The following is a 25,907-nucleotide window of genomic DNA, read 5'->3' on the forward strand; positions in this document are numbered from 1 at the left end:
ACGGTTATTTTTAAGTCACTGGTAGTTAACACATTCCTGGGGGATAAATGAGCGCGGGAAGCCCAAAATTCACCATCAGCCGTGTTGCGGCATTATCACTGGTTTCGCTCTGGCTGGCAGGCTGTACAAGTTCAAATAACGCGCCTGCGCCCGTCAGTTCCGTTAATGGAACCAGCGGCTCGGGTAACACGTCCAGCGGAATGTTGATCACCCCTCCGCCTAAAATGGGCACCTCAACGGCGCAGCAAACTCCGCAGATCCAGCCGGTTCAGCGTCCAGTTACGCAGCCTACGCAGATTCAGGCAGTGGAACAGCCTGTTCAGACTGAAAATGGCCGCATAGTGTATAACCGTAAGTATGGGAACATTCCGAAAGGTAGCTATACCGGCGGCAGCACCTATACCGTGAAGCGCGGCGATACGCTGTTCTATATTGCCTGGATCACCGGGAACGATTTCCGCGATCTGGCACAGCGAAACAACGTCCAGGCCCCGTATGCTCTGGAAGTCGGGCAAACGCTTCAGGTTGGCAACGCGACGGGGACACCGCTTACGCCAGGCAACACCGTTTCAGCGGCCGACGTAACTGCGCAAAATAACAGCGTTACTCCTGCACAAAAAACCACCACGGTGGTTGCTTCACAACCTGTAATTACGTATTCTGAGGATTCAGGTGATCAGAGTCCTAACAAAATGTTGCCGAATAATAAAGGTACTGCGACTGTTGTCACAGCACCGACTACGGCACCTGTGGTTAGCTCTACTGTACCGACTGCAAGCAGTCAGAATGCCAGCTCGTCAATCACCACCTGGCGCTGGCCAACTGACGGCAAGATTATCGAGAACTTCGCTACCTCTGAGGGGGGCAACAAAGGGATCGATATCGCAGGCAGTAAAGGACAGGCAATCATCGCGACCGCAGACGGACGCGTTGTCTATGCCGGTAACGCACTGCGCGGTTACGGTAATCTTATTATCATCAAACATAACGATGATTACCTGAGTGCCTACGCCCATAACGACACTATGCTGGTCCGGGAACAACAAGAAGTTAAGGCGGGGCAAAAAATCGCTACCATGGGTAGCACCGGAACCAGTTCTACACGCTTGCATTTTGAAATTCGTTACAAGGGGAAATCCGTAAACCCGCTGCAATATTTACCGCAGCGATAAATTGACGGGGCATGCCAGCCAGGGTGTCTCGTCCAGGGATCACGGGTAGGAGCCACCTTTATGAGTCAGAATACGCTGAAAGTTCATGATTTAAATGAAGACGCGGAATTTGATGAGAACGGATCAGAGGCTTTTGACGAAAAAGCCTTAGTAGAAGAGGAACCCAGTGATAACGATTTGGCTGAAGAAGAGCTGTTATCGCAGGGTGCCACACAGCGTGTGCTGGACGCGACTCAGCTTTACCTTGGGGAGATTGGTTACTCCCCACTGCTAACGGCCGAAGAAGAAGTCTATTTCGCACGTCGTGCTTTGCGTGGTGATGTTGCCTCGCGTCGTCGCATGATCGAAAGTAACCTGCGACTGGTCGTGAAAATTGCCCGCCGTTACGGCAATCGTGGTCTGGCTCTGCTGGATCTGATTGAAGAGGGCAACTTAGGTCTCATCCGCGCAGTTGAGAAGTTTGACCCGGAACGCGGGTTCCGTTTCTCAACCTACGCGACCTGGTGGATTCGTCAGACCATCGAACGGGCTATTATGAACCAGACCCGTACGATTCGACTGCCGATCCACATCGTCAAAGAGTTGAATGTTTATCTGCGTACCGCGCGCGAGTTGTCCCATAAACTGGACCACGAGCCAAGTGCGGAAGAGATTGCAGAGCAACTCGACAAACCGGTTGATGACGTAAGCCGTATGCTGCGTCTCAATGAGCGCATTACCTCGGTTGACACCCCGCTGGGTGGTGACTCCGAAAAAGCGCTGCTGGACATCCTGGCCGATGAAAAAGACAACGGCCCGGAAGACACCACGCAGGACGATGACATGAAACAGAGCATCGTCAAATGGCTGTTCGAACTGAACGCCAAACAGCGTGAAGTGCTGGCACGTCGTTTCGGTTTACTGGGGTATGAAGCTGCGACACTGGAAGATGTCGGCCGTGAGATTGGCCTGACCCGTGAACGTGTTCGTCAGATTCAGGTTGAAGGGCTACGCCGCCTGCGTGAAATCCTGCAAGGGCAAGGTCTGAATATCGAAGCGCTGTTCCGCGAGTAAGCAACCATTCGTCAGAAAAGGCCCGTCGTGAGACGGGCCTTTTTTATGCCTTACGATTGCGCCGTTTCGTGCAGCAAACGCCAGGTGATGTTATCCCCTTCCTGATTAAGCACCGCGGTTGACCAGCGCACGTTGACGGGCTGGCCAGGCCGGGTTTGCGTCTCCCGGTAATGGAGCACCGCGCCGTTGTCCCATGTCTGAAGCGTCGTTAGCGCATCAATGCCGATCCTGAGCCCGGGTCGGGTTCCCCGCTGCGCATATAAAAATTTGGCCAGAGCGTGATGATCTAAATGGGTGCCACTCGGTGGAACCATCAGAAAATCCGGACGAAAACGGGCGAGCAGGGTGTCCCGATCGCCTTCGCCTGCACCTAACCAGTTTTCAAGGGCGACGTGGATGTCGAGGATCTCTTGTTCGAAATGAGTCATGGTTGCTCCTGTTGCAGTTGCGCAAGTAACTGCGTGTTATTAAGACGGTAGACGTACAGTACGGGCAGCAGAGTGATAACTGCGGCAAAAATAAACATCCCGTGCCAGGCGGCCAGCGGCGTAAAATAAGCTTGCATGAAGCTCAGCGCCTGCGCCAGCAGCAGGGTACCCGCAAAAAAGCTCAACTGACGATTCAGATTCCATAGCGCACTGGCATCAGGCATATCTTCCCGCCGCGTTGTCAAAAACGCGCTGCTCTGAGCCGTACTGCTGCAAAGGCTTCCCCCCGCACCCATTAACGCAAACGCAACGGCAGGTAACAGCATAGCCGGGCCGACGTTGATTAAAAGCAGAATGCCCATTGCCTGCAAAAGGCAACCGATGACCACCAGCGGCCGCGGGCCGATACGGTTGAAATAGCGTCCTGTCGCGGTGATAGCCAAAAACGATGCCACAGACCACGGCAGCATAAGCATGCCCGTTGCGGTGGGCGTCATATTGGCCTCGCTCTGAAGATAATACATGCCCGTTACGTTCACGCCAATAAAGATGCCGGGTACGCATACATAGATAAGCATGGATAAGCGCAACAGCGGATCCGTCAGCAAAGACAGGTTTACTATTCTGGTGGTGTTTATCGGTGACGGTTCTGTTTTAAGCCACGCGCAGGCCAAAACAAAGGTGACAATGGCGACGGGCAGGGTGGCAAAAAATATCCAGCGCCAGCTGAATGTCTGAACCAGCATGCCGCCCACAGCCGGTGAGCAGGCGGGGGCAAGCAGCGCGACCAGCATCACCGCCGAGGTGAGTCTGGCCCGCTCATGAGGCTTAAACTGTTGCCAGGTCAGCGCCTGACCAACCGGGAGAACTGCGGATCACCACCACGCCCGAGTATGGCTCGCAGGTGGTGGTGCCTTTGCTGGCTGAGTTTAGCCAGCTGCACCCTGATCTCCGCGTGCGGCATGTCTCGTCCTCTTTGCATGCCGATCTTATCGCCGAGCGCTTCGATGTCGCTATCCGGCTCGGCACGCTTGCAGATTCGCGCTACCACGCCGCGTTGATGACCTCCTTCACCATCCTGCCCGTGGCAACGCCAGGCTGGCTGGCAAACCATCCGGTTAACTCGCTGGAGCAGCTGGCGGAAGCGGACTGGATCATTCATGAGCGTTTAACCTCGCCGCTGCGCTGGCAGGTGAGAGGTGTTGATGAGCAGCCGGTTTCCTTTGAGATCAAGAGAGCGCCGCGCCTGTATGCAGACAGCGCCCAGGCGCTGATGGCTTTTGCCCTCGCGGGATGTGGAGTGGCGCTGCTGCCGGAGTGGCTGGTGCGAAACGCACTCGATGCAGGGGAACTGGTCTCGCTGTTACCGGCGTACACGTTCGCTCAGCAGGGCATCTATGCCGTTTATCCTGATGCCCGGCATGTGCCCGCGAAAGTGCGAACATTTATTGATTTTATGCGCGTCAGGGTTACTTAATCCTGCATCATCTTTTTAATGAGCGCTGAAAATTGCTCTCGTTCCGCGCCGTTAAGGCGCCCTAAAAACGCCTCATCCACCTCATTTCCAATCGGTTTACTGCTCTCAAGCAGGGCCTCACCTTCGGCCGTCAGAAAGACAAACCGACGGCGCTTGTCCGCCGGATCGTGCTCGCGCCTGACCAGGCCGCGTGCTTCCATGCGGCTCAGCATTTCTGCCAGCGTCGCTTTGGTGCTCACCGCGACTTCAGTCAGGGCAACCTGCTCAATGCCAGGATTTTCAGCAATTGACCGCATCACCGCATATTGTGGTTTGGTCAGTTCGGGCAATGCGTGTTGCCACTGGGCGGTATGCTGTTGAAAAAGCTGACGTAGCAGGTGAAACGCTTCTTGTCTTAACTCCATGGACACTCCGACGGAAAAATACTCCCTCTATGATAGCCGCTCTCGGGCTGAATTTTAACGCGAGAGTTTTTAGCGAATAGTGTGATCGTATGCGAACGATCTTGTCAGCAGCAGGATCGAGGCGTAGTTTAGTTAATATGTTCGTATACGAACAAACTAATTGAGGTGCTGAATGAGATTGATTGTGGGAATGACGGGCGCGACGGGTGCGCCATTAGGCGTGGCGTTGTTGCAGGCGCTGCGGGAAATGCCGGAGGTGGAAACGCATCTGGTGATGTCGAAGTGGGCAAAAACCACGATTGAGCTGGAAACGCCCTTCACTGCGCATGACGTTGCTGCACTGGCGGATGTCGTCCATAGCCCGGCCGATCAGGCTGCCACCATCTCCTCCGGCTCGTTTCGCACCGACGGCATGATCGTCATTCCGTGCAGCATGAAAACGCTGGCGGGTATCCGCGCGGGCTACGCCGAAGGGCTGGTAGGGCGTGCGGCAGACGTGGTGCTGAAAGAGGGACGCAAGCTGGTGCTGGTTCCGCGTGAGACGCCGCTCAGCACCATCCATCTTGAGAACATGCTTGCCCTTTCCCGCATGGGCGTGGCGATGGTGCCGCCTATGCCTGCGTACTACAACCACCCACAAACCGCCGATGACATAACCCAGCATATCGTGACCCGCGTTCTCGACCAGTTTGGTCTGGAGCATAAAAAAGCCCGACGCTGGGAAGGTTTGCAGGCAGCGAAACATTTTTCACAGGAGAATAAAGATGGCATTTGATGATTTGAGAAGCTTCTTGCAGGCGCTCGATGAGCAAGGGCAGCTGCTGAAAATTGAGGAAGAGGTAAACGCTGAGCCGGATTTAGCCGCCGCCGCCAACGCTACCGGACGCATTGGCGATGGTGCGCCTGCGCTGTGGTTCGATAATATTCGCGGCTTCACCGATGCCCGTGTGGTGATGAACACTATCGGCTCGTGGCAAAACCACGCTATTTCGATGGGGCTGCCAGCAAATACCCCGGTGAAAAAACAGATCGACGAGTTTATTCGTCGCTGGGACAAATTCCCCGTCTCGCCAGAGCGTCGTGCACATCCGGCCTGGGCGCAGAACACAGTGGACGGGGAAGACATCAACCTGTTCGACATTCTGCCGCTGTTCCGCCTGAACGACGGTGACGGGGGCTTTTATCTCGATAAAGCGTGCGTTGTCTCCCGCGATCCGCTCGACCCCGATCACTTCGGCAAGCAGAACGTCGGGATTTACCGTATGGAAGTGAAGGGCAAGCGTAAGCTCGGCCTGCAACCGGTGCCGATGCATGATATCGCGCTGCATCTGCATAAGGCAGAAGAGCGCGGCGAAGACCTGCCTATTGCCATTACGCTGGGTAACGATCCGATCATCACCCTGATGGGCGCCACGCCGCTGAAATACGATCAATCCGAGTATGAGATGGCCGGTGCGCTACGCGAAAGTCCGTATCCGATTGCGACGGCTCCGCTGACCGGTTTCGATGTGCCGTGGGGGTCGGAAGTGATCCTCGAAGGGGTGATTGAAGGCCGGAAACGTGAGATTGAAGGGCCATTCGGTGAGTTTACCGGACACTACTCCGGCGGGCGCAACATGACGGTCGTGCGCATTGATAAAGTCTCTTACCGAACCAAACCCATTTTCGAATCTCTCTACCTGGGGATGCCTTGGACCGAGATTGATTATCTGATGGGGCCCGCTACCTGCGTGCCGCTCTATCAGCAGCTGAAGGCGGAATTCCCGGAAGTGCAGGCGGTAAACGCCATGTACACCCACGGCCTGCTGGCGATTATCTCCACCAAAAAACGATACGGCGGTTTTGCCCGTGCGGTCGGGCTCCGCGCTATGACCACGCCACACGGTCTGGGTTACGTGAAAATGGTGATTATGGTGGATGAGGACGTCGATCCGTTTAACCTGCCGCAGGTGATGTGGGCGCTGTCATCGAAGGTCAATCCGGCTGGCGATCTGGTGCAGCTACCGAATATGTCTGTGCTGGAGCTTGACCCCGGCTCCAGCCCGGCGGGGATCACTGACAAGCTGATCATTGATGCCACCACCCCGGTCGCTCCGGACAACCGTGGTCACTACAGCCAGCCGGTACAGGATCTCCCTGAAACCAAAGCCTGGGCCGAAAAACTGACCGCGATGCTGGCGGCACGTCAATAAGGAGGAAAAAATGATTTGTCCACGTTGTGCCGATGAACATATTGAGGTGATGGCAACATCACCGGTGAAAGGTGTCTGGACGGTATACCAGTGTCAGCACTGTCTGTATACCTGGCGCGATACCGAACCGCTGCGCCGTACCAGCCGTGAGCATTACCCGGAAGCGTTCCGCATGACGCAGAAGGATATTGATGAAGCACCGCAGGTGCCGACGATCCCGCCGCTGCTGTAATAAAAAGCCCGGAGGCGCTGCGCTTACCGGGCGTTAATATTGTGCGATCTTTTGCCCGGTGGCGCTACGCTTACCGAGCCTACGGGTTTTGTAGGCCGGGTAAGGCGAAGCCGCCACCCGGCAAAAAAGACCGCAGAGAACTAAACCAGACTCTTCAACCGATAAATCCACTCCAGCGCCTGACGCGGCGTCAGCGAATCCGGATCGAGATTTTCCAGCGCTTCCACAGCCGGAGAGGTCTCTTCCGGGACCGCCAGCAGTGACATCTGCGTACCATCTATCTGCGTAGCTGCCGCATTCGGTGACAAACTTTCCAGCTCACGCAATTTCTGACGCGCGCGCTTAATCACCTCTTTCGGCACACCCGCCAGCGCGGCGACGGCCAGGCCATAGCTCTTGCTTGCCGCGCCGTCCTGCACCGTGTGCATAAAGGCGATGGTGTCGCCGTGCTCAAGCGCATCAAGGTGGACGTTAGCCACGCCTTCCATTTTCTCTGGCAGCTGTGTCAGTTCGAAATAGTGCGTCGCGAACAGCGTCAGCGCCTTGATTTTATTCGCCAGACTTTCCGCGCACGCCCAGGCCAGGGACAGGCCGTCATAGGTGGAGGTACCGCGTCCTACTTCGTCCATCAACACCAGACTGTTCTCTGTCGCGTTATGCAGAATGTTGGCGGTTTCGGTCATCTCGACCATAAAGGTAGAGCGACCGCTCGCCAGATCGTCAGCCGCACCCACACGGGTGAAGATACGGTCGACAGGGCCAATCTCAACCTTCTGCGCCGGAACGTAGCTGCCGATGTAGGCGAGCAGCGCGATAAGGGCTGTCTGGCGCATATAGGTACTTTTACCGCCCATATTGGGGCCGGTAATGATCAGCATTCTTCGCTGCGGTGACAGATTTAACGGGTTGGCAATAAACGGCTCGTTCAGCACCTGCTCAACCACCGGATGGCGACCTTCGGTAATGCGAATGCCGGGCTTGTCAGTAAAGGTAGGACAGGTGTAGTTCAGCGTTTCGGCGCGCTCGGCCAGGTTTACCAGCACATCCAGCTCGGCCAGCGCAGCGGCGCTCATTTGAAGGTCAGCCAGATGCGGCATCAGGATGTCGAACAGCTCGTCATACAGCTGTTTCTCCAGCGCCAGCGCTTTACCTTTCGACGTGAGCACTTTGTCTTCGTACTCTTTCAGCTCGGGAATAATGTAGCGCTCGGCATTTTTCAGCGTCTGGCGGCGAACGTAGTGAATCGGTGCCAGGTGGCTCTGCCCACGACTGATCTGGATATAGTAACCGTGTACGGCGTTGTAGCCGACTTTCAGGGTGTCGAGCCCCAGACGTTCACGCTCGCGGATTTCCAGCTTATCCAGATAATCCGTCGCGCCATCGGCCAGCGCACGCCATTCGTCCAGCTCTTCGTTATAACCCGGAGCAATAACCCCGCCATCCCGCACCAGAACAGGCGGCGCATCAATGATGGCGCGTTCCAGCAGCTCGCGAAGCTCGGTAAATTCGCCCATGGTTTCGCGCAGCTTTTGCACTGGCGCGCTGTCGATCTCTCCCAGCTGAGCGCGCAGTTCCGGCAACTGCTGGAAAGCGTTACGCATACGGGCGAGATCGCGTGGACGCGCGGTACGCAATGCCAGGCGCGCCAGGATACGCTCAAGGTCACCCACCTGACGCAGCACCGGCTGCAATTCGGTGTAACGATCCTGCAATGCGGCAATGGTTTGCTGACGGCCAATCAGCGTTTCGGTGTTGCGGATCGGCATATGCAGCCAGCGTTTGAGCATACGGCTGCCCATGGGGGTAACCGTGCTGTCAAGAACCGACGCCAGCGTATTTTCCATGCCGCCAGCGAGGTTCTGCGTGATCTCCAGGTTGCGGCGCGTGGCGGCATCCATGATGATGCTGTCCTGCTGACGCTCCATGGTAATTGAACGGATATGGGGCAGGGCGGTACGCTGCGTATCCTTCACGTACTGCAACAGGCAGCCTGCGGCACATAGCCCGCGCGGTGCATTTTCCACACCAAAGCCAATCAAATCGCGCGTGCCAAATTGCAGGTTCAGCTGCTGGCGCGCGGTATCAATTTCGAACTCCCACAGTGGACGACGACGCAGGCCGCGGCGACCTTCAATCAGCGCCATCTCGGCGAAATCCTCTGCATAAAGCAGTTCTGCCGGATTGGTGCGCTGTAGTTCAGCCGCCATGGTTTCACGGTCAGCCGGTTCACTCAGGCGAAAACGACCGGAGCTGATATCCAGCGTGGCGTAGCCAAACCCTTTACCGTCCTGCCAGATCGCCGCCAGCAGGTTATCCTGGCGCTCCTGAAGCAGGGCTTCATCGCTGATGGTTCCCGGCGTCACGATGCGTACGACCTTGCGCTCAACGGGGCCTTTCGACGTGGCCGGGTCGCCAATTTGTTCGCAGATAGCGACAGACTCGCCCTGGTTCACCAGCTTCGCCAGATAGTTTTCAACCGCGTGATGCGGGATACCCGCCATCGGGATGGGCTCGCCTGCCGACGCGCCACGTTTCGTCAGAGAAATGTCGAGCAGCTGAGACGCACGTTTCGCATCGTCATAAAAAAGCTCGTAAAAATCGCCCATACGGTAAAACAGCAGAATTTCCGGATGCTGTGCCTTCAGCTTCAGGTACTGCTGCATCATCGGCGTATGCGCGTCGAAATTGTCGATTGTGCTCATGGAGTTATGATATCCATTTCTTTGAAAATATTACGCTTTGAGCGGCTCAATGGCCAATTGTTCCTTCTATTGTCGCATGAAAAAAAGGTGCGGCGCAGAAAAAAGTCACGACTTTACGAGGCATCTTCCGCTATTAATTCAATGATGATTTTTCCGTGCTCGACGCCCACCCGAACCTGCGAGTTGGTGGTAAATCCCGCTTGTTCAAGCCAGTCGCCTTTCAGGCTTAGCGCTGCGTGTACGCTGTAGCGTTTTGGAATTTTCGTTTTACGGTCTTCATGACGTTTTCTGAAGTAACCCACTTTTAAGTGCCGATAGGGTTTGGCGATCGCGATCTGTTGCATAGGCTCTCCGGTGAATGCGGTTATTTACACCTGTATAAAATACCAGTAAAACGCAGCGAGGGGAGGGGTAATTCTGGAAGGACGCTTCAGAAAACGGAATGCAATAACTGAAAATGTGCGGATAAAAAGGTATTATAAATGCACTTTATTGTTGAGGACGACGTTATGTCCGGTAAACGTATTTCACGAGAAAAAAAGACGATCGCCAGAATGATCGCCCTGTACGAAAACAGGTGTCCACACGCCATAAAGGAAGAGGGGCACTATTCGGCGCTTAAGGCTTATGCCGATAAGCGGCTGGATAAATGCGTGTTTGGTGAGGAAAAACCTGCCTGCAAACAGTGCCCGGTGCACTGTTATCAGTCCGCCCGACGGGAAGAGATGAAGCAGGTAATGCGCTGGGCAGGGCCACGTATGTTATGGCGTCATCCGATTCTGACCATCCGACATCTGATCGACGATCGTCGTCCGGTTCCGGAATTACCCGAAAAGTATCGGCCCAAAAAATAACCGGCTCAGCGCCGCAGTGGAAGACAAATCACGCTCAGGGCGACGGTGCGGCGCAGGCAGACAGAAAAAGAGCACCAAATATCCCTGCGCCAGCGCGGGAGCGATATGTACCCGCTGGCGGAATGACGGGTTATTTCAGGCTCTCTTTATCGATTCCCAGACGCTTCATACGCGAGAGCAGGGTGGTACGCTTCAGCCCCAGCCGTTGCGCCGCACCTTTCGGTCCGGCTACCACGCCGTTGGTCTCCTTCAGCACTCGCATAATGAGCTGATATTCATCTTCTCCCTCTTTCGCAAGCTCGCTTGCGGCCACGGTCGTTTCAGAGAGAGTAACCTCTGGCAGGGAGAGCTGGAGCACGTTCCCGCGCGTCAGCAGGACCGCGCGCTCAATGACGTTTTCCAGCTCGCGCACGTTCCCCGGCCACTCCATCGCCGAAAGGGTGCGTAGCGTTTCGGCAGGAATACTGTCGATATTTCGCCCCATCCGGCGGGCAATCTTCGCGGTAAAGGCTTTCACCAGCAGCGGAATATCTTCCGGGCGTTCGCGCAGCGGCGGCAGGCAGATCGGGAAGACGTTCAGACGATAGTAAAGATCGCTGCGAAACTCGCGGTCGGCGACCATTTTTTTCAGATCGCGGTTGGTGGCGGCAATCAGACGCACGTCGGTCTGGATCAGCTTGTTGCTGCCGAGACGCTCGAACTCCTGCTCCTGCAAAACGCGCAGCAGCTTAGGCTGAAGCTCCAGCGGCATATCGCCCACTTCGTCGAGGAACAACGAGCTTTTATCCGCCAGTTCAAAACGGCCCAGCCGCTGGCTGCTGGCGCCGGTAAACGCGCCGCGCTCGTGGCCGAACAGGTCGCTTTCCAGTAAGCCCGCAGGCATCGCCGCGCAGTTCATCTTCACCATCCGGCGGCTGTTGCGGTTGCTCAGGTTGTGGATCGCCCGGGCAATCAGCTCTTTCCCTGTGCCGGTTTCACCGAGGATCAGCACCGTGCTGTCGCTCTGCGCCACCATCTCCACCTGCTTGAGGATGTTGTACATGGCATCGCTGCGTCCGATGATTTCGCCAAACTCGCTGTCCACATTGTTGAGCTGCTCGGTCAGCGCCAGGTTTTCGTCCACCAGCCGTTCTTTCAGACGGTGGATCTCCTGATAGGCGAGGGCGTTATCCAGCGCAATGGAGATACGTTCGGCGATCTGGCGCAGCAGCTTCAGGTTGGCGGTGGTAAATACGGCTTCATCGCACTGCGCCAGTTTAAGCACGCCGAGCATGGTGTTGCCGGACATCAGCGGCAGCAGGCACAGGGTCTGGATCTTGTTGCCCCAGGTGTTAAACAGCATCCGCTCGTAGGGCGCTACCGGATCCTGCTCGCTGAGGTTTAACAGCAGGATCTCTTTGCTTTTAAATACCCGTTCAGACAGGGTTCCCGCTTCGTCCACTTCGCTTTGCTCGTGCGCCGGGTTAGCTTCGTCGAGGTAGTGGGTGGAGTAGATGTTCAGCTTGCCCTTACGGTTGCCGCGCAGCGCAATGCTGATAGCATCGATCCTGAAATAGTGATGGATCTCTTTGGCGACTTCGCTCACCAGTTCGTCCATATCGAGACGCGACAGCACGGCATTGGTGATGGCGACCAGAATGCGGAAATTATCGCGCTCGCGGCTCAACAGGTCGTAATCCACGTTATTGGTGACGCGGCTTTGGATCTGCTCTTCCACGACGGCCACAATCTGCGTGAAGGTATGCAACCGCTCGTACTCCGCCTCGGTCCAGGGCTGGTCGTTATTACGGATAAACTCGCAGCCGCCAAAAATTTGCCCTTCCACCGCCAGCGGCAGCATGCTGTAGTGGCCGAACGGGTGGTAAAGGTTGCTCTCTGCCAGCTTCGGCCAGGCCTGGCGAAACTGGTCAAAATTGCAGTGCAGCGCTTCCGGGCGGGAGAGAATACGTCGCACCGGACCGTGGGCCAGAAACGTTTCATCTTCATATTCGAAGATTTTGCCGTTATCACGCGTTGAGAAATAGCTCGCGCGGTGGGTTGCGCTATGCCAGAGCACAATGGCGGCGCTGTCCGCCAGCGCTGATTGCCTGACCAGCCGCGTCAGGGCATCGCTCAGCGCGCCGAGGTCGGGCTGTTGTAAAAGTGTGCGCGTGATGTCAAACAGGCCCTGCTGTCCAAGATCGCTCATCGGTGTATACGGCATTATTGCTTTCCAATAGAAACTGGCAAAAAAGAGACATTCAGCGCTGACCGCTTTTGGCGCGGTCTAGCAAATTCGGGGTAACGGTTCAGCGTGCGGCAGATCCAGCGTGCGCTTCACGCCGTAAAGCCCGGTCAGGCGCACCCCTTTGCGCTCAACCACGTCGCCGATGATGGCCGCGTCTTTCCCTAAGGGATGTGCGCGCAGTTGTTCAAGTACGGCTTCCGCCGCCGTGCGTTCCACGCCGATCACCAGCTTGCCTTCGTTGGCAAAGTTAAGCGGGTCTAGCCCTAATAGCTCGCACAGCCCGCGTACAGCAGGCTTAACGGGCATGCCGCGCTCGGTCAGTTCAATTCCGCAGCCGCTGCTTGCGGCAAATTCGTGCACCACGGCATTCACGCCGCCTCGCGTGGCGTCGCGCAGGGCTTTTACACCCGGCATGTCGCGCAGCGTCTGGATCAGCGGCGTGAGTACCGCGCAGTCACTGTGCAGCTCGCCATCCAGCCCTAAGCCTTCGCGCAGGTTGAGGATGGTTGCCCCGTGGCAGCCCAGCGTGCCGCTGACAATCAGCACGTCGCCTGCGCAAAGCTGTTGCGCGCCCCAGTGAATGTCGGCGGGGATCGCCCCCATTCCGGCGGTGTTAATGAAGAGCTTATCCGCCGCGCCGCGCTGCACCACCTTGGTATCCCCGGTCACGATGGCGATCCCCGCCTCGCGGGCGGTGTGCGCCATGCTGTTGACCACCGCCGTGAGCGTCTCCATGGGTAACCCTTCTTCGAGGATAAACCCGCAGGAGAGGTAGCGGGGGATCGCGCCGCTGACGGCCACGTCGTTTGCCGTGCCGCAGACGGCGAGCTTGCCGATATCGCCGCCCGGGAAGAACAGCGGGTCAATCACGTAGCTGTCGGTAGAGAACGCCAGCCTGTCGCCGTGGGCGGTCAGGGCCGCGAGGTCAATACGCGCCTGATCTTCCTGCTCGGCGAGCCAGGGGTTGTTAAAGGCTTCCATGAACAGCCTGTTAATCAACTGCTGCATCGCCTGTCCACCGCTTCCGTGCGCCATTTCCACCGTGTTCATGCTTCACACTCCTGGTTGCGATAGTGATACCACGCGGCGCATGCCCCTTCGGAAGAGACCATCAGCGCGCCAAACGCGGTTTGCGGGTTACAGGCGTTGCCAAATAACGGGCAGTGATGAGGTTTGCATTTGCCGGTGAGTACGTCGCCACAGCGGGCGCGGGGATCGTCGCACACCTTCTGCGGCTGCGGGCGGAAATGCGCTTCGGCGTCGAAGGCGCGATACGCGGGCGTCAGGTGTACGCCGGATTCGGCAATCAGCCCCAGTCCGCGCCACTCGCTGTCGCCTTCGACGCTAAACACGTCGGCTATCGCCTGCTGTGCCCGTCTGTTACCTGCATCGGGCACCACGCGGCGATACTGATTTTCCACCACACTCAGGGCCGCTATTTTCTGCTCAACCAGCATGGTCACGCCTTGCAGTAGATCAAGTGGCTCGAAACCAGCCACCACTAACGGACGATTGTACTGTTCAGCGATAAAACCGTAGGCTTCTGTGCCGATCACCATGCTGACGTGTCCTGGTGCCAGGAAGGCGTCGATGCCGTTGTCCGGCGCTTCAAGCAGGCTACGCAGCGTGGGAATAAGCGTGATGTGCTGGCAGAAAAAGTAAAAGTTAGTGACGTTGCGGGCTTTCGCCTGCTGGAGAGTGATAGCGGTGGCGGGCATGGTGGTTTCAAAACCCAGCCCGAAAAAGACCACCTTACGCTCAGGATTAGCCTCTGCCAGCGTCAGGGCATCCATCGGTGAGTAGACGATCCGCACGTCCGCGCCGCGCGCCTTCGCCTGGAGCAGCGAGCCATTTTTTCCCGGTACGCGCATGGCGTCGCCAAAGGTGCAAAAAATCACACCGGGGCGGCTGGCGATGTCGAGACAGCTGTCGATGCGCCCCATCGGCAGCACGCACACCGGGCAGCCGGGGCCGTGGATAAATTCGATGTTCTCCGGCAGCAGCTGGTCGAGGCCAAATTTAAAGATGGCGTGGGTGTGTCCGCCACACACCTCCATGATCCGCAGCGGTTTTTCTTTCGTGTAGTCCAGCAGGGACGCGCGGGTTTTCAGGCGATCGATAAGCTGCAACACCTGCTCAGGCGCGCGATATTCATCAACGTAACGCATGTGTTATCGTTCCTCACCATACAGCAGGGCACCCACGTCCGGCTCAACGTCGAACATATTCTGTAGCGCGTCCAGCGTGTCGCGTGCTTCTTCCTCATTAATCACGCTCATGGCAAACCCCACGTGGACCAGCACCCACTGGCCGAGACGCGATGCGCCGGTCTCATCGTGGCTGCCCACCAGCGTCAGATCGACATCGCGCAGGATGCCGCAGACCTCCACTTTGGCCTGATTGCCGTCGATCGAATGAATTTGTCCGGGGACGCCTATGCACATCGTTCGCTCTCCAGCCAGTTCAGCCAGGCATCCATCCCGTCGCCGCGCGTGGCGGAAACCAGCAGGATCTCAATGTCCGGGTTCACTTCCCGGGCGTAAGCCAGGCACTTATCCACGTCGAAATTCAGGTACGGCAGCAGGTCGACTTTGTTCAGCAGCATGAGGGAGGCGGCGGCAAACATATGTGGATACTTCAGCGGCTTGTCTTCCCCTTCGGTCACGGAGAGCACCGCCACTTTATGCCGCTCGCCGAGGTCGAAGCTTGCCGGGCAGACCAGGTTGCCGACGTTTTCAATAAACAGGATGCCGTTGTTCGCCAGCGGCAGGCGCGGGGCGGCGTCGGCAATCATCTGCGCATCCAGGTGGCAGCCCTTGCCGGTGTTGACCTGAATCGCGGGCGTACCGGTTTCGCGGATGCGCGCCGCGTCGTTTACCGTTTGCTGATCGCCTTCGATAACGGCGCAGGAGACACGTTTATTCAGTCGTTTGAGGGTTTCGGTCAGCAGGGTGGTTTTACCGGAGCCGGGGCTGGAGACCAGGTTCAGTACCAGCTGTTGACGGGCGGCAAAGCGGGCACGATTGCGGGCGGCGAGCTGGTTATTTTTGTCCAGCACATTGATCTCCACCTCCAGCATCTGGCGCTGGCTGATGCCCGGCGCGTGCGTACCCGCTTCGCCATGGCCGTAATGGAGGTCGCCCGCGTCGGAACGCTGCGGGGCAAAGGTGATGCCGGTCAGGGCCGCCGCGGGACGCGGGGCAGGGGAAAAAGGCGCGGAGCGAAACGCGGAGTGGGGACGGTGTTCATCCCCTTCTATATACAGGTTGCCTTCAGCGCAACCGCAGGTACTACACATACATTACTCCTTCTCGATTTCGAGGCGTTGGATCTGCATACCGTCATCCGCCACGATGCGCAGCCCGCTGCTCTGGCACTGCGGACAGCGCTGTACCTTCGATGACAGCAGCGTGACGTACTGCTGACACTGCTCGCACCAGCACTCCGCCTGCTGCTCCTCGATATGCAGTGCGCAACCCTCCGCCAGCGTGCCGCGGCACACCAGCTCAAAACAGAAGGTGAGGGCGCTGGTCTCGACGCAGGAAAACGCCCCGACCTTCAGCCAGACGCCGGTCACGCGCTTCGCATGGTTCTGCACAGCCTGCTGTTCGATAAGTTCCAGTGCCCGCTGGCAGAGGGTGATTTCGTGCATGACGCCTCCTTAATGAATTGCCCCTTCAATGCAATAACAGTGCCAGCTTGATTTGCGTTACGGCGTGACGATGTCAACGCTGTCGAAATGACACGTCGACACCGCAGCGGTGACAGTGCGCATCTCTTTAAAATACATTTAAATCAATAAATTAAAAACTGGCACGAAATCTGCTTAACAGCCGCTAACTCCATTAACCGGATACCTTTTATGACTATTTGGGAAATTAGCGAAAAAGCGGATTACATCGCGCAACGTCATCAGCAGCTTCAGGATCAGTGGCACCTCTACTGCAACTCTCTGATTCAGGGGATCACCCTGTCAAAAGCCCGTCTGCACCATGCCATGAGCTGCGCGGCGCAGGGGGATATGCGCTTTGTGTTGTTTGGTCACTTCACGATTTTTGTCACCCTGGCGGAGAGCTTCAACAGCCACACCATTGAGTATTACGTTGAGACAAAAGAGGGTGAAAAACAGTGTATTGCGAAAGCCCAACTGATGGCCGACGGCATGGTGGACGGTCACGTTAGCACCCGCGATCGCCAGCAGGTGCTGGAGCACTATCTGGAGAAAATCGCGCCGGTTTATAACGGCCTCTACGCTGCCGTTGAGCACGATCAGCCGATCAACCTGAAACAGCTGATCGACGGAAAATCCTCCGCGAACGTGGCCTGAAAAGCGAGTGTCGAGAAGTGTCGATAAGACAGTTTTTTTTCGTCAAAAATGACCATCACCAGAGGATGACCCGGTGAACCGTTTTGTAATTGCTGACTCGACGGTCTGTATGGGCTGTCGAACCTGTGAGGCGGCGTGCTCGGAAACACACCGCCTGCACGGGCTACAGTCCATGCCGCGCCTGCGCGTCATGCGTAATGAGAAAGAGTCTGCCCCGCAGCTCTGTCACCACTGTGAAGACGCGCCATGCGCGGGCGTCTGTCCCGTCAATGCCATCACCCGCGTTGACGGCGCGGTACAGCTGAACGAAAGCCTGTGCGTGAGCTGCAAGCTGTGCGGCATCGCCTGTCCGTTCGGTGCCATTGAGTTTTCCGGCAGCCGTCCGCTGCATATTCCGGCGAATGCCAACACCCCGAAAGCGCCGCCTGCGCCGCCGGCACCGGCACGCGTGAGCACGCTGCTGGACTGGGTGCCGGGCATTCGCGCCGTCGCGGTGAAGTGCGACCTGTGCAGCTTCGATGAACAAGGTCCGGCCTGCGTGCGCACCTGTCCGACCAAAGCGTTAATTCTGGTTAATATTCGCGACATCGCCCGCACCAGCAAACGCAAGCGTGAGCTGACCATCAATACCGACGTCGGCGATCTTTCGCTGCTGCGGGCGCTTAACGAGGGGGCGAAATGAACGCGATAGTTATGATGACCAGCGCCGTGGCCTGGTTTGCCGCCGCCGCTGTCCTGGCGCTGCTCCTCGCCTTCCATAAAACGCTGAGCGGTGTGATCGCCGGTATCGGCGGGGCGGTCGGCAGCCTGATGACGCTGGCGGCGGGCGGGGTTGTCCTGATCGACGGGCAATCCGTCGACACCCTCATCCCGCTGATTCACCACGCCGTTGAGCTTACGCCGCTGAACGCCATCTGGCTGATAACCTTTGGCCTGTGCGGGCTGTTTATCAGCCTGTTTAATATCGACTGGCACCGCCATCAGCATACCAACGCCAACGGCCTGCTGGTCAACCTGTTGATGGCCGCCGCGGTCTGTACCGTTGTCGCCAGCAACCTCGGCGCGCTGGTGGTGATGGCTGAAATCATGGCCCTGTGCGGCGTGTTCCTGACCGGATGCAGCGCCTCCGGCAAGCTGTGGTTTGCGCTCGGACGTCTCGGCACGCTGCTGCTAGCGCTGGCCTGCTGGCTGGTGTGGCAGCGTTTTGGCACGCTGGATTTCGCCGCGCTTAACGGCCAGCCGCTGGGCAACGACGTCTGGCTGTTGGGCGTAGTCGGTTTTGGCCTGCTGGCCGGGATAATCCCGCTGCACGGCTGGGTGCCGCAGGCGCATGCCAATGCCTCAGCCCCGGCCGCTGCGCTGTTCTCCACCGTGGTGATGAAGGTCGGTCTGTTCGGCATCCTGACGATAACCCTGGCGGGCGATCAGCCGCCGCTGTGGTGGGGCGTGGCGTTGCTGATTGCGGGGATGATCACCGCGTTCGTCGGTGGCCTCTACGCGCTGATGGAGCACAACATCCAGCGTCTGCTGGCGTACCACACCCTGGAGAACGTCGGGATTATCCTGCTCGGCATGGGCGCAGGCGTCACCGGGCTGGCGCTCAACCAGCCGGCACTGATTGCCGCCGGGTTTATTGGCGGTCTGTATCACCTTATCAACCACAGTCTGTTTAAAAGCACCCTGTTCCTCGGCGCGGGCAGCGTCTGGTTTCGCACCGGGCACCGCGATATTGAAAAGCTCGGCGGGATTGGCAAAAAAATGCCCGTCATTTCGCTGGCGATGCTGGTCGGGCTGATGGCGATGGCCGCGCTTCCACCGCTGAACGGCTTTGCCGGGGAGTGGGTGATCTATCAATCCTTCTTCGCGCTCGGCCAGAGCGACGCGTTTATCGCGCGGCTGCTCGGCCCGCTGCTGGCGGTTGGGCTGGCGATTACCGGGGCGCTGGCGGTGATGTGTATGGCGAAGGTTTACGGCGTCACCTTCCTGGGCGCGCCGCGCACCCGCGAAGCGGAAAACGCCTGTTGCGCCCCGGTGCTGATGGCCACCAGCGTGGTCGCGCTGGCGCTGTGCTGTATCGCAGGTGGGGTTGCCGCGCCGTGGCTGCTGCCGCTTCTGGGCCACGCCATTCCGCTGCCGCTGGCTACGGCGCATACCGTCGTGTCCCAGCCGATGATGGCGCTGCTGCTGATTGCCGCGCCGCTCCTGCCGTTCGTGCTGATGCTGTTCTTCAGACGCGACCGTCTCGCCTCCCGCTCGCGCGGCGCGGCGTGGGCCTGCGGCTACGAACACGAGCAGTCGATGGTCATCACCGCCCACGGTTTCGCCATGCCGGTGAAGGAGAACTTCGCCGCCGTGCTGAAGCTGCGCCACTGGCTGAACCCGGTGGGCTGGGTGCCGGGCTGGCAGAGTGCCGCCGTGCCCGTGCTGTTCCGCCGCCTGGCGCTGATCGAGCTGGCGGTGCTGGTGGTGATTGTCATTTCACGAGGAGCCTGACATGAGTTTGTTACTGGCAATTCTTCAGGCGCTGGTGCTGTTTGCCGCCGCGCCGCTGCTGTCGGGCATCACGCGCGTGGCGCGCGCCCGGCTACACAACCGTCGCGGGCCTGGCGTGCTCCAGGAGTACCGCGATCTCTTCAAGCTGCTCTCCCGTCAGAGCGTCGCGCCGGATGCCTCAGGTTGGGTGTTCCGCCTGACGCCGTTCGTGATGGTCGGCGTGATGCTGACCATCGCCACCGCGCTGCCGGTAGTGACGGTGGGCTCGCCGCTGCCCGTGCTTGGCGATCTGATTACGCTGATCTACCTCTTCGCCATCGCGCGTTTCTTCTTTGCGATTGCGGGCCTGGACACCGGCAGCCCGTTTACGGGTATCGGCGCCAGTCGTGAGGCGATGCTCGGCGTGCTGGTTGAGCCAATTCTGCTGCTGGGGCTGTGGGTCGCCGCGCAGGTTGCTGGCTCGACCCACATCAGTTTCATCACCGACACCGTTTACCACTGGCCGGTTTCACGTTCGCTCCCGCTGGTGCTGGCGCTCTGCGCCTGCGCGTTCGCCACCTTTATCGAGATGGGCAAGCTGCCGTTCGATCTCGCGGAAGCGGAGCAGGAATTGCAGGAGGGGCCACTCACCGAGTACAGCGGCTACGGCTTTGCGGTGCTGAAGTGGGGCATCAGCCTCAAGCAGCTGGTGGTGTTGCAGATGTTCGTCGGCGTTTTCTTCCCGTGGGGGCAGATGACGCACTTCTCTGCGGGCGGCCTGCTGCTGGCCGTTGTGGTGGCTGCGCTCAAGCTGCTTATCGGCGTGCTGGTGATTGCCCTGTTTGAAAACAGCATGGCGCGCCTGCGTTTTGTCGAAACGTCACGCATTACCTGGGCTGGTTTTGGTTTTGCATTTTTAGCGTTCGTCTCCTTGCTGGTGGCGTGATTAAAGAGAGTGTTTATGTCTGAAGAAAAGAAAGGTCAGCAGTATCTCGCCGCGTTGCATCAGGCTTTCCCGGGCGTGGTGCTGGAGGAGTCATGGCAAACCAAAGACCAGGTAACCGTCACCATTAAGGTGAACTACCTGCCGGAAGTGGTGGAGTTTCTTTACTACCAGCAGGGCGGCTGGCTGTCGGTGCTGTTCGGCAACGACGAGCGTCAGCTGTGCGGCAACTATGCGGTGTACTACGTGATGTCGATGGAGCAGGGCGAGAAGTGCTGGCTCACCGTGCGCGTCGAAGTTGACCCGAACAAGCCGGAGTACCCGTCCGTCACGCCGCGCGTACCCGCCGCCGTCTGGGGCGAGCGCGAAGTGCGCGACATGTACGGCCTGGTGCCGGTTGGTCTGCCTGACGAGCGTCGCCTGGTGCTGCCGGACGACTGGCCGGATGAACTCTATCCGCTGCGCAAGGACAGCATGGACTACCGCCAGCGTCCGGCCCCGACAACCGACAGCGAAACCTACGAGTTCATCAACGAGCTGGGCAGCAAGAAGAATAATGTGGTGCCGATCGGCCCGCTGCACGTCACCTCTGACGAACCGGGCCACTTCCGCCTGTTCGTCGACGGCGAAAACATTATCGACGCCGACTACCGCCTGTTCTACGTCCACCGCGGCATGGAGAAGCTGGCGGAGACCCGCATGGGCTACAACGAAGTCACGTTTCTTTCTGACCGCGTGTGCGGCATCTGCGGCTTTGCCCACAGCACCGCCTACACCACCTCGGTGGAGAACGGCATGGGGATCGTGGTGCCGGAACGCGCGCAGATGATCCGCGCCATTCTGCTGGAGGTGGAACGCCTGCACTCACACCTGCTGAACCTCGGCCTGGCCTGCCACTTCGTCGGCTTTGACTCCGGGTTTATGCAGTTCTTCCGCGTGCGTGAGGCATCAATGAAGATGGCGGAGATCCTCACCGGGGCGCGTAAAACCTACGGCCTGAACCTGATCGGCGGGATCCGCCGCGACCTGCTGAAAGATGACATGATCCAGACCCGCCAGCTGGCGCAGCAGATGCGCCGCGACGTGCAGGAGCTGGTGGACATGCTGCTCAGCACGCCAAACATCGAGCAGCGCACCGTCGGGATTGGTCGTCTTGACCCGGAAATCGCCCGCGACTTCAGCAACGTCGGCCCGATGGTGCGCGCCAGCGGCCACGCCCGCGACACCCGCGCCGATCACCCGTTCGTCGGCTACGGCCTGCTGCCGATGACCGTGCACAGCGAGCAGGGCTGCGACGTCATCTCCCGCCTGAAGGTGCGCATCAACGAGGTGTTTACTGCGCTGAACATGATCGACTACGGCCTCGATAACCTGCCGGGCGGCCCGCTGATGGTGGAAGGCTTCACCTACATTCCAAACCGCTTTGCCCTCGGATTCGCCGAAGCGCCGCGCGGGGATGACATTCACTGGAGCATGACCGGCGACAACCAGAAGCTCTACCGCTGGCGCTGCCGTGCGGCGACCTACGCCAACTGGCCAACCCTGCGCTACATGCTGCGCGGTAACACCGTCTCTGACGCGCCGCTGATCATCGGCAGCCTCGACCCGTGCTACTCCTGCACCGACCGCATGACCGTCGTGGACGTGCGCAAGAAGAAAAGCCAGGTGGTGCCCTACAAAGAGCTTGAGCGCTACAGCATCGAGCGTAAGAACTCGCCGCTGAAATAAGGACTCGTGATGTTTACCTTTATCAAAAAAGTGATCAAAACCGGCGCGCAGACCAGCAGTTATCCGCTGGAGCCGATCCCGGTGGATAAAAACTTTCGCGGCAAGCCGGAGCACAACCCGCAGCAGTGCATCGGCTGCGCGGCCTGCGTCAACGCCTGCCCGTCGAATGCCTTAACGGTGGAAACGGACCTGAAAACCGGCGAGCTGGCCTGGCAATTTAACCTCGGGCGCTGCATCTTCTGCGGCCGCTGCGAGGAGGTCTGCCCGACGGTAGCCATTCGCCTGTCTCAGGAGTACGAGCTGGCGGTGTGGAAAAAAGAGGATTTCCTCCAGCAGTCGCGCTTTGCGCTGTGCAACTGCCGCGTCTGCAAGCGTCCGTTCGCCGTGCAAAAAGAGATCGACTACGCCATCGCGCTGCTGAAGCACAACGGCGACGTGCGTGCGGAGCATCACCGTGAAAGCTTCGAAACCTGCCCGGAGTGCAAACGTCAGAAATGCCTGCTGCCGTCTGACCGCATCGATTTAACCCGTCATATGAGAGAGGCCAGCTGATGGAAAACTTACTCGGCCCGCGCGACGCTAACGGCATTCCGGTACCGCTGACGGTGGAGGAGTCCATCGCCAGCATGAAGGCGTCGCTGCTGAAAAAAATCAAACGCTCGGCCTACGTCTATCGCGTGGACTGCGGCGGCTGCAACGGCTGTGAGATCGAAATCTTCGCCACCCTGTCGCCGCTGTTTGACGCCGAACGCTTCGGCATCAAAGTGGTGCCGTCCCCGCGCCACGCGGATATCCTGCTGTTCACCGGCGCGGTCACCCGCGCGATGCGCTCGCCTGCGCTGCGCGCCTGGCAGTCTGCGCCGGATCCGAAAATCTGCATCTCCTACGGCGCCTGCGGCAACAGCGGCGGCATCTTCCACGATCTTTACTGCGTCTGGGGCGGCACCGACAAAATCGTGCCGGTGGACGTCTACATTCCGGGCTGCCCGCCGACGCCCGCCGCCACGCTGTACGGTTTTGCCATGGCGCTCGGCCTGCTGGAGCAGAAGATCCACGCCCGCGAGCCGGGCGAGCTGGACAACCAGCCAGCCACTCTCCTGCACCCGGATATGGTGCAGCCGCTGCGGGTGAAGATCGACCGCACGGCGCGCAGGCTGGCGGGTTACCGCTATGGCCGTCAGATTGCCGACGATTATCTGCGCCTGCTGAGCCAGGGCGACCATCAGGTGGCGCGCTGGCTGGAGGCCGAGAACGATCCGCGTCTCAATGAGATCGTGGCAAACCTGAACAGTATTGTGGATGAGGCGCGTATCCGATGAGTGAAACGGTGGTGTTCAGCCAGCTGAGCCGTAAGTTTATTGATGAGAACGATGCCACGCCGGATGCGGCGCAGCAGGTGGTCTATTACAGCCTGGCGATTGGGCACCACCTCGGGGTGATCGACTGCCTGGAGGCGGCGTTAAGCTGCCCGTGGCCCGAGTACCTGGCGTGGATCGCCACGCTGGAGGAGGGCAGCACGGCGCGGCGCAAAATGGAGGGCGTGCCGAAGTACGGCGAGATCGTCATCGACGCCAACCATATCACGATGCTCGCCAACGCCTTTGACGCGGCGCTGAGCAGACAAAACCCGGCGCAGCAGGCGTGGAGCAAAACGCTGCTCGGCATGCTGCACGATATTCATCAGGAGAGCGCCATCTACCTGATGGTGAGGAGATTACGTGACTGACGTTTTACTGTGTGTCGGCAACAGCATGATGGGCGACGACGGCGCGGGCCCGCTGCTGGCGGAGATGTGCGCCGCGAACCCGCCGGGCAGCTGGGTGGTGATTGACGGCGGCAGCGCGCCGGAAAACGACGTGGTGGCCATTCGCGAGCTGCGCCCGGACAGGTTGTTAATCGTCGATGCCACCGATATGGGGCTCAACCCCGGCGAGATCCGCCTGATTGACCCGGACGACATCGCCGAGATGTTTATGATGACCACCCACAACATGCCGCTGAACTACCTGGTGGATCAGATTAAAGACGACGTGGGTGAGGTGCTGTTTCTGGGCATTCAGCCGGACATCGTCGGGTTTTATTATCCGATGACGCCGCCAGTGAAAGAGGCGGTGGACGTGGTGTATTCACGGCTTGCAGGGTGGGTTGGGGACGGGGGTTTTCAGCCCCTCACCCCGGCCCTCTCCCCAGAGGGGAGAGGGTGAAAACCGCATCGAGCAGTTTGTAGGCCGGGTAAGGCAACGCCGCCACCCGGCAAAACAGGCTACGCCAGATCCGCCCCGTTACTCGCAATCACCTTCTTATACCACCAGAACGATTTCTTGCGCTTTCGATCCAGCGTGCCGTTCCCGGCGTCGTCGCGGTCGACGTAGACAAATCCATAGCGCTTGCTCATCTCCCCGGTTGAGGCCGAGACCAGGTCAATGCAGCCCCAGGTGGTGTAGCCCATCAGCGGGACGCCGTCCTCAATCGCGTCACCCATCGCACGGATATGCTCGCGCAGGTAGCTGATGCGGTAGTCGTCGTTGATCTCGCCGTTTTCATCAATGACGTCCTTCGCCCCGAGGCCGTTTTCCACCAGGAACAGCGGCTTCTGGTAGCGGTCATACATCATGTTCATGGTGATGCGCAGCCCGAGCGGGTCGATGCCCCAGCCCCACTCGCTCACCTGAATATGCGGGTTGCGCAGGGACTTCACGATGTTCGCCGCGCTGGTGTTGCCCGCGTTCATATCCGCCGACGCGCAGCGCGAGGCGTAATAACTGAACGAGACAAAGTCGACGGTGTTTTTCAGCAGGTCGTCGTCGCCGGGGTCTTTCACAATCACCACGCCTTTCTCGCGGAACACGCGGGCGGAGTAGGCCGGATAGCTGCCGCGCGCCTGCACGTCGATAAAGAACAGGTTCTCGCGGTCTTTCTCCAGTGCCATCCACACGTCTTCCGGCTTGCAGGAGTAGGGGTAAAAATTGCCGCCCGCCAGCATGCAGCCGACCTGGTTTTCCGGGTTCACCTCGTGGGCGATTTTGGTCGCCAGCGCGCTCGCCACCAGCTCGTGGTGCGCGGCCTGGTATTTCACCTGGTCTTCGTTTTCCCCTTCCTCAAACACCAGCCCCGCGCCGGAGAACGGGCTGTGCAGCATGATGTTGATTTCGTTGAAGGTCAGCCAGTATTTCACCAGCCCGTTAAACGCCACGAAGCAGGTGCGGGCGTAGCGGGCGAAGAAATCCACCATCTTACGGTTGCGCCAGGAGCCGTACTCCGTCACCAGGTGCATCGGCACGTCGAAATGGCAGAGGGTCACCAGCGGCTCGATGTTGTACTTTTTGCACTCCTCGAACACCGCGCGGTAGAAGGCAATGCCCTCCTGATTTGGCAACGGTTCGTCGCCGTTCGGGTAGAGGCGGCTCCAGGCAATCGAGATGCGGAAAACCGTAAAGCCCATCTCCGCCATCAGGGCAATGTCTTCTTTGTAACGATGGTAAAAATCAATCGCCTGGTGGCTCGGGTAAAATTCGTCGTCACGCAACGAAAACCGTTTTTCCTTGCCGACTTTTACCGCCAGACGGTTTGCGCCGTGGGGGATCATATCGACCGTCGTCAGTCCTTTGCCGCCTTCACGGTAAGCCCCTTCACTCTGGTTGGCGGCAAGCGCGCCGCCCCATAAAAATCCTTGTGGAAAAACAGACATTCTTACCT

The 25,907-nt window shown here is 58.7% G+C and carries 27 protein-coding genes and 2 pseudogenes; 16 read left to right on the forward strand and 13 right to left on the reverse strand.

Annotated features, from left to right (window positions below; translation table 11 throughout):
- Positions 1-25: 25 nt before the first annotated feature.
- Positions 26-157 carry a peptidase gene (locus ACOTZP_RS03885; protein ID WP_306173474.1) on the reverse strand — a complete coding sequence of 44 codons (132 nt, stop codon included), beginning with the start codon at positions 155-157 and terminating at the stop codon, positions 26-28.
- Here ACOTZP_RS03885 and nlpD point away from each other — a divergent pair.
- Both nlpD and rpoS read left to right on the forward strand, forming a co-directional pair.
- Complete coding sequence (gene nlpD / locus ACOTZP_RS03890; RefSeq protein ID WP_332976144.1) at positions 99-1,172, forward strand: murein hydrolase activator NlpD; 1,074 nt, start codon at positions 99-101, stop codon at positions 1,170-1,172. The two genes, ACOTZP_RS03885 and nlpD, sit on opposite strands and share 59 nt — an antisense overlap.
- Before the next feature lie 60 nt (positions 1,173-1,232).
- Entirely contained in the window at positions 1,233-2,225 is a 993-nt protein-coding gene (gene rpoS / locus ACOTZP_RS03895; RefSeq protein WP_022649182.1) for an RNA polymerase sigma factor RpoS, read from the forward strand.
- A gap of 50 nt (positions 2,226-2,275) precedes the next feature.
- On the opposite strand, the gene ACOTZP_RS03900 is transcribed toward rpoS, so the two are convergent.
- Both ACOTZP_RS03900 and ACOTZP_RS03905 read right to left on the reverse strand, forming a co-directional pair.
- Positions 2,276-2,653, reverse strand: a complete 378-nt coding sequence (locus ACOTZP_RS03900) for a DUF4440 domain-containing protein (protein ID WP_045308747.1) — start codon at positions 2,651-2,653, stop codon at positions 2,276-2,278.
- Positions 2,650-3,522, reverse strand: a pseudogene (locus ACOTZP_RS03905) (MFS transporter); the annotation flags it as partial. The gene ACOTZP_RS03900 and the pseudogene ACOTZP_RS03905, both read right to left, overlap by 4 nt.
- Here ACOTZP_RS03905 and ACOTZP_RS03910 point away from each other — a divergent pair.
- Positions 3,516-4,130, forward strand: a pseudogene (locus tag ACOTZP_RS03910) (substrate binding domain-containing protein); the annotation flags it as partial. The pseudogenes ACOTZP_RS03905 and ACOTZP_RS03910 overlap by 7 nt on opposite strands.
- Here the strand turns inward: ACOTZP_RS03910 and ACOTZP_RS03915 are convergent.
- Complete coding sequence (locus tag ACOTZP_RS03915; RefSeq protein ID WP_015571704.1) at positions 4,127-4,534, reverse strand: MarR family winged helix-turn-helix transcriptional regulator; 408 nt, start codon at positions 4,532-4,534, stop codon at positions 4,127-4,129. The pseudogene ACOTZP_RS03910 and the gene ACOTZP_RS03915 overlap by 4 nt on opposite strands.
- Positions 4,535-4,706: 172 nt before the next feature.
- On the opposite strand from ACOTZP_RS03915, the gene ACOTZP_RS03920 reads away from it, so the two are divergent.
- The 3 genes from ACOTZP_RS03920 to ACOTZP_RS03930 are packed head-to-tail and all read left to right on the forward strand — an operon-like array spanning position 4,707 to position 6,958.
- Positions 4,707-5,309 carry a non-oxidative hydroxyarylic acid decarboxylases subunit B gene (locus ACOTZP_RS03920; protein WP_003862111.1) on the forward strand — a complete coding sequence of 201 codons (603 nt, stop codon included), beginning with the start codon at positions 4,707-4,709 and terminating at the stop codon, positions 5,307-5,309.
- Positions 5,299-6,726 (forward strand): non-oxidative hydroxyarylic acid decarboxylases subunit C, encoded by a 1,428-nt coding sequence (locus ACOTZP_RS03925; protein WP_157506817.1) that lies wholly within the window; start codon positions 5,299-5,301, stop codon positions 6,724-6,726. Before ACOTZP_RS03920 ends, ACOTZP_RS03925 begins: the two co-directional genes overlap by 11 nt.
- Before the next feature lie 10 nt (positions 6,727-6,736).
- On the forward strand, positions 6,737-6,958 hold the full coding sequence (locus tag ACOTZP_RS03930; RefSeq protein WP_003862116.1) for a non-oxidative hydroxyarylic acid decarboxylases subunit D: 222 nt from the start codon (positions 6,737-6,739) through the stop codon (positions 6,956-6,958).
- Between the two features lie 140 nt (positions 6,959-7,098).
- Here the strand turns inward: ACOTZP_RS03930 and mutS are convergent, their stop codons facing one another.
- Together mutS and ACOTZP_RS03940 are read right to left on the reverse strand one after the other, a co-directional pair.
- The gene (gene mutS / locus ACOTZP_RS03935) at positions 7,099-9,660 is read right to left on the reverse strand and encodes a DNA mismatch repair protein MutS (protein WP_271074535.1); all 2,562 of its coding nucleotides are present in this window, start codon (positions 9,658-9,660) and stop codon (positions 7,099-7,101) included.
- Positions 9,661-9,773: 113 nt separating this feature from the next.
- The gene (locus ACOTZP_RS03940; RefSeq protein WP_022649175.1) at positions 9,774-10,004 is read right to left on the reverse strand and encodes a SymE family type I addiction module toxin; all 231 of its coding nucleotides are present in this window, start codon (positions 10,002-10,004) and stop codon (positions 9,774-9,776) included.
- Between the two features lie 165 nt (positions 10,005-10,169).
- Here ACOTZP_RS03940 and ACOTZP_RS03945 point away from each other — a divergent pair, with 165 nt between their 5' ends.
- Positions 10,170-10,514, forward strand: a complete 345-nt coding sequence (locus ACOTZP_RS03945; RefSeq protein ID WP_271074545.1) for a nitrous oxide-stimulated promoter family protein — start codon at positions 10,170-10,172, stop codon at positions 10,512-10,514.
- A 130-nt stretch (positions 10,515-10,644) separates the two neighbouring features.
- Here ACOTZP_RS03945 and flhA read toward each other — a convergent pair whose 3' ends face one another.
- The 6 genes from flhA to hypA all read right to left on the reverse strand — a co-directional run bounded on the left by flhA (position 10,645) and on the right by hypA (position 16,393).
- On the reverse strand, positions 10,645-12,717 hold the full coding sequence (gene flhA / locus ACOTZP_RS03950; protein WP_421633656.1) for a formate hydrogenlyase transcriptional activator FlhA: 2,073 nt from the start codon (positions 12,715-12,717) through the stop codon (positions 10,645-10,647).
- A 63-nt stretch (positions 12,718-12,780) separates the two neighbouring features.
- Positions 12,781-13,791: a hydrogenase expression/formation protein HypE gene (hypE, locus tag ACOTZP_RS03955; protein WP_063148649.1), complete on the reverse strand. Its 1,011-nt coding sequence runs from the start codon at positions 13,789-13,791 to the stop codon at positions 12,781-12,783.
- Positions 13,788-14,909, reverse strand: coding sequence for a hydrogenase formation protein HypD (gene hypD, locus ACOTZP_RS03960; protein WP_045308749.1), 1,122 nt, complete (start codon positions 14,907-14,909; stop codon positions 13,788-13,790). The genes hypE and hypD overlap by 4 nt, the downstream gene beginning before the upstream one ends.
- 3 nt (positions 14,910-14,912) lie before the next feature.
- A complete protein-coding gene (locus tag ACOTZP_RS03965; RefSeq protein ID WP_003862132.1) occupies positions 14,913-15,185 on the reverse strand; it encodes a HypC/HybG/HupF family hydrogenase formation chaperone in 273 nt (90 codons plus the stop codon).
- Positions 15,176-16,039, reverse strand: coding sequence for a hydrogenase nickel incorporation protein HypB (gene hypB / locus ACOTZP_RS03970; protein WP_271074534.1), 864 nt, complete (start codon positions 16,037-16,039; stop codon positions 15,176-15,178). Before hypB ends, ACOTZP_RS03965 begins: the two co-directional genes overlap by 10 nt.
- 3 nt (positions 16,040-16,042) lie before the next feature.
- Positions 16,043-16,393 (reverse strand): hydrogenase maturation nickel metallochaperone HypA, encoded by a 351-nt coding sequence (gene hypA, locus ACOTZP_RS03975; protein WP_022649168.1) that lies wholly within the window; start codon positions 16,391-16,393, stop codon positions 16,043-16,045.
- A gap of 210 nt (positions 16,394-16,603) precedes the next feature.
- Between hypA and hycA the strand changes: the two genes are divergently transcribed.
- From hycA to hycI, 9 genes are all read left to right on the forward strand, one after another.
- Positions 16,604-17,068 carry a formate hydrogenlyase regulator HycA gene (gene hycA, locus ACOTZP_RS03980; protein ID WP_022649167.1) on the forward strand — a complete coding sequence of 155 codons (465 nt, stop codon included), beginning with the start codon at positions 16,604-16,606 and terminating at the stop codon, positions 17,066-17,068.
- Positions 17,069-17,141: 73 nt separating this feature from the next.
- Positions 17,142-17,750 (forward strand): 4Fe-4S dicluster domain-containing protein, encoded by a 609-nt coding sequence (locus ACOTZP_RS03985; RefSeq protein WP_271074533.1) that lies wholly within the window; start codon positions 17,142-17,144, stop codon positions 17,748-17,750.
- A complete protein-coding gene (gene hycC, locus ACOTZP_RS03990) occupies positions 17,747-19,561 on the forward strand; it encodes a formate hydrogenlyase subunit 3 (RefSeq protein WP_271074532.1) in 1,815 nt (604 codons plus the stop codon). The genes ACOTZP_RS03985 and hycC overlap by 4 nt, the downstream gene beginning before the upstream one ends.
- Before the next feature lies 1 nt (position 19,562).
- Positions 19,563-20,486 (forward strand): respiratory chain complex I subunit 1 family protein, encoded by a 924-nt coding sequence (locus ACOTZP_RS03995; RefSeq protein WP_022649164.1) that lies wholly within the window; start codon positions 19,563-19,565, stop codon positions 20,484-20,486.
- 15 nt (positions 20,487-20,501) lie between these two features.
- Positions 20,502-22,211 carry a formate hydrogenlyase subunit HycE gene (hycE, locus tag ACOTZP_RS04000; protein WP_022649163.1) on the forward strand — a complete coding sequence of 570 codons (1,710 nt, stop codon included), beginning with the start codon at positions 20,502-20,504 and terminating at the stop codon, positions 22,209-22,211.
- A gap of 9 nt (positions 22,212-22,220) precedes the next feature.
- A complete protein-coding gene (locus ACOTZP_RS04005) occupies positions 22,221-22,763 on the forward strand; it encodes a formate hydrogenlyase complex iron-sulfur subunit (protein WP_003862138.1) in 543 nt (180 codons plus the stop codon).
- Entirely contained in the window at positions 22,763-23,530 is a 768-nt protein-coding gene (locus ACOTZP_RS04010; protein ID WP_022649161.1) for an NADH-quinone oxidoreductase subunit B family protein, read from the forward strand. The genes ACOTZP_RS04005 and ACOTZP_RS04010 overlap by 1 nt, the downstream gene beginning before the upstream one ends.
- Positions 23,527-23,937: a formate hydrogenlyase maturation HycH family protein gene (locus ACOTZP_RS04015; protein ID WP_023306820.1), complete on the forward strand. Its 411-nt coding sequence runs from the start codon at positions 23,527-23,529 to the stop codon at positions 23,935-23,937. The genes ACOTZP_RS04010 and ACOTZP_RS04015 overlap by 4 nt, the downstream gene beginning before the upstream one ends.
- On the forward strand, positions 23,930-24,415 hold the full coding sequence (gene hycI, locus ACOTZP_RS04020) for a hydrogenase maturation peptidase HycI (protein ID WP_048966180.1): 486 nt from the start codon (positions 23,930-23,932) through the stop codon (positions 24,413-24,415). The genes ACOTZP_RS04015 and hycI overlap by 8 nt, the downstream gene beginning before the upstream one ends.
- Before the next feature lie 59 nt (positions 24,416-24,474).
- Here the strand turns inward: hycI and ACOTZP_RS04025 are convergent, their stop codons facing one another.
- Complete coding sequence (locus tag ACOTZP_RS04025) at positions 24,475-25,899, reverse strand: 6-phospho-beta-glucosidase (protein WP_271074531.1); 1,425 nt, start codon at positions 25,897-25,899, stop codon at positions 24,475-24,477.
- Positions 25,900-25,907 lie beyond the last annotated feature (8 nt).

Origin of the sequence: Enterobacter cloacae complex sp. SYL001, from assembly GCF_049237025.1 — a bacterium.
GTDB lineage: Bacteria > Pseudomonadota > Gammaproteobacteria > Enterobacterales > Enterobacteriaceae > Enterobacter > Enterobacter intestinihominis.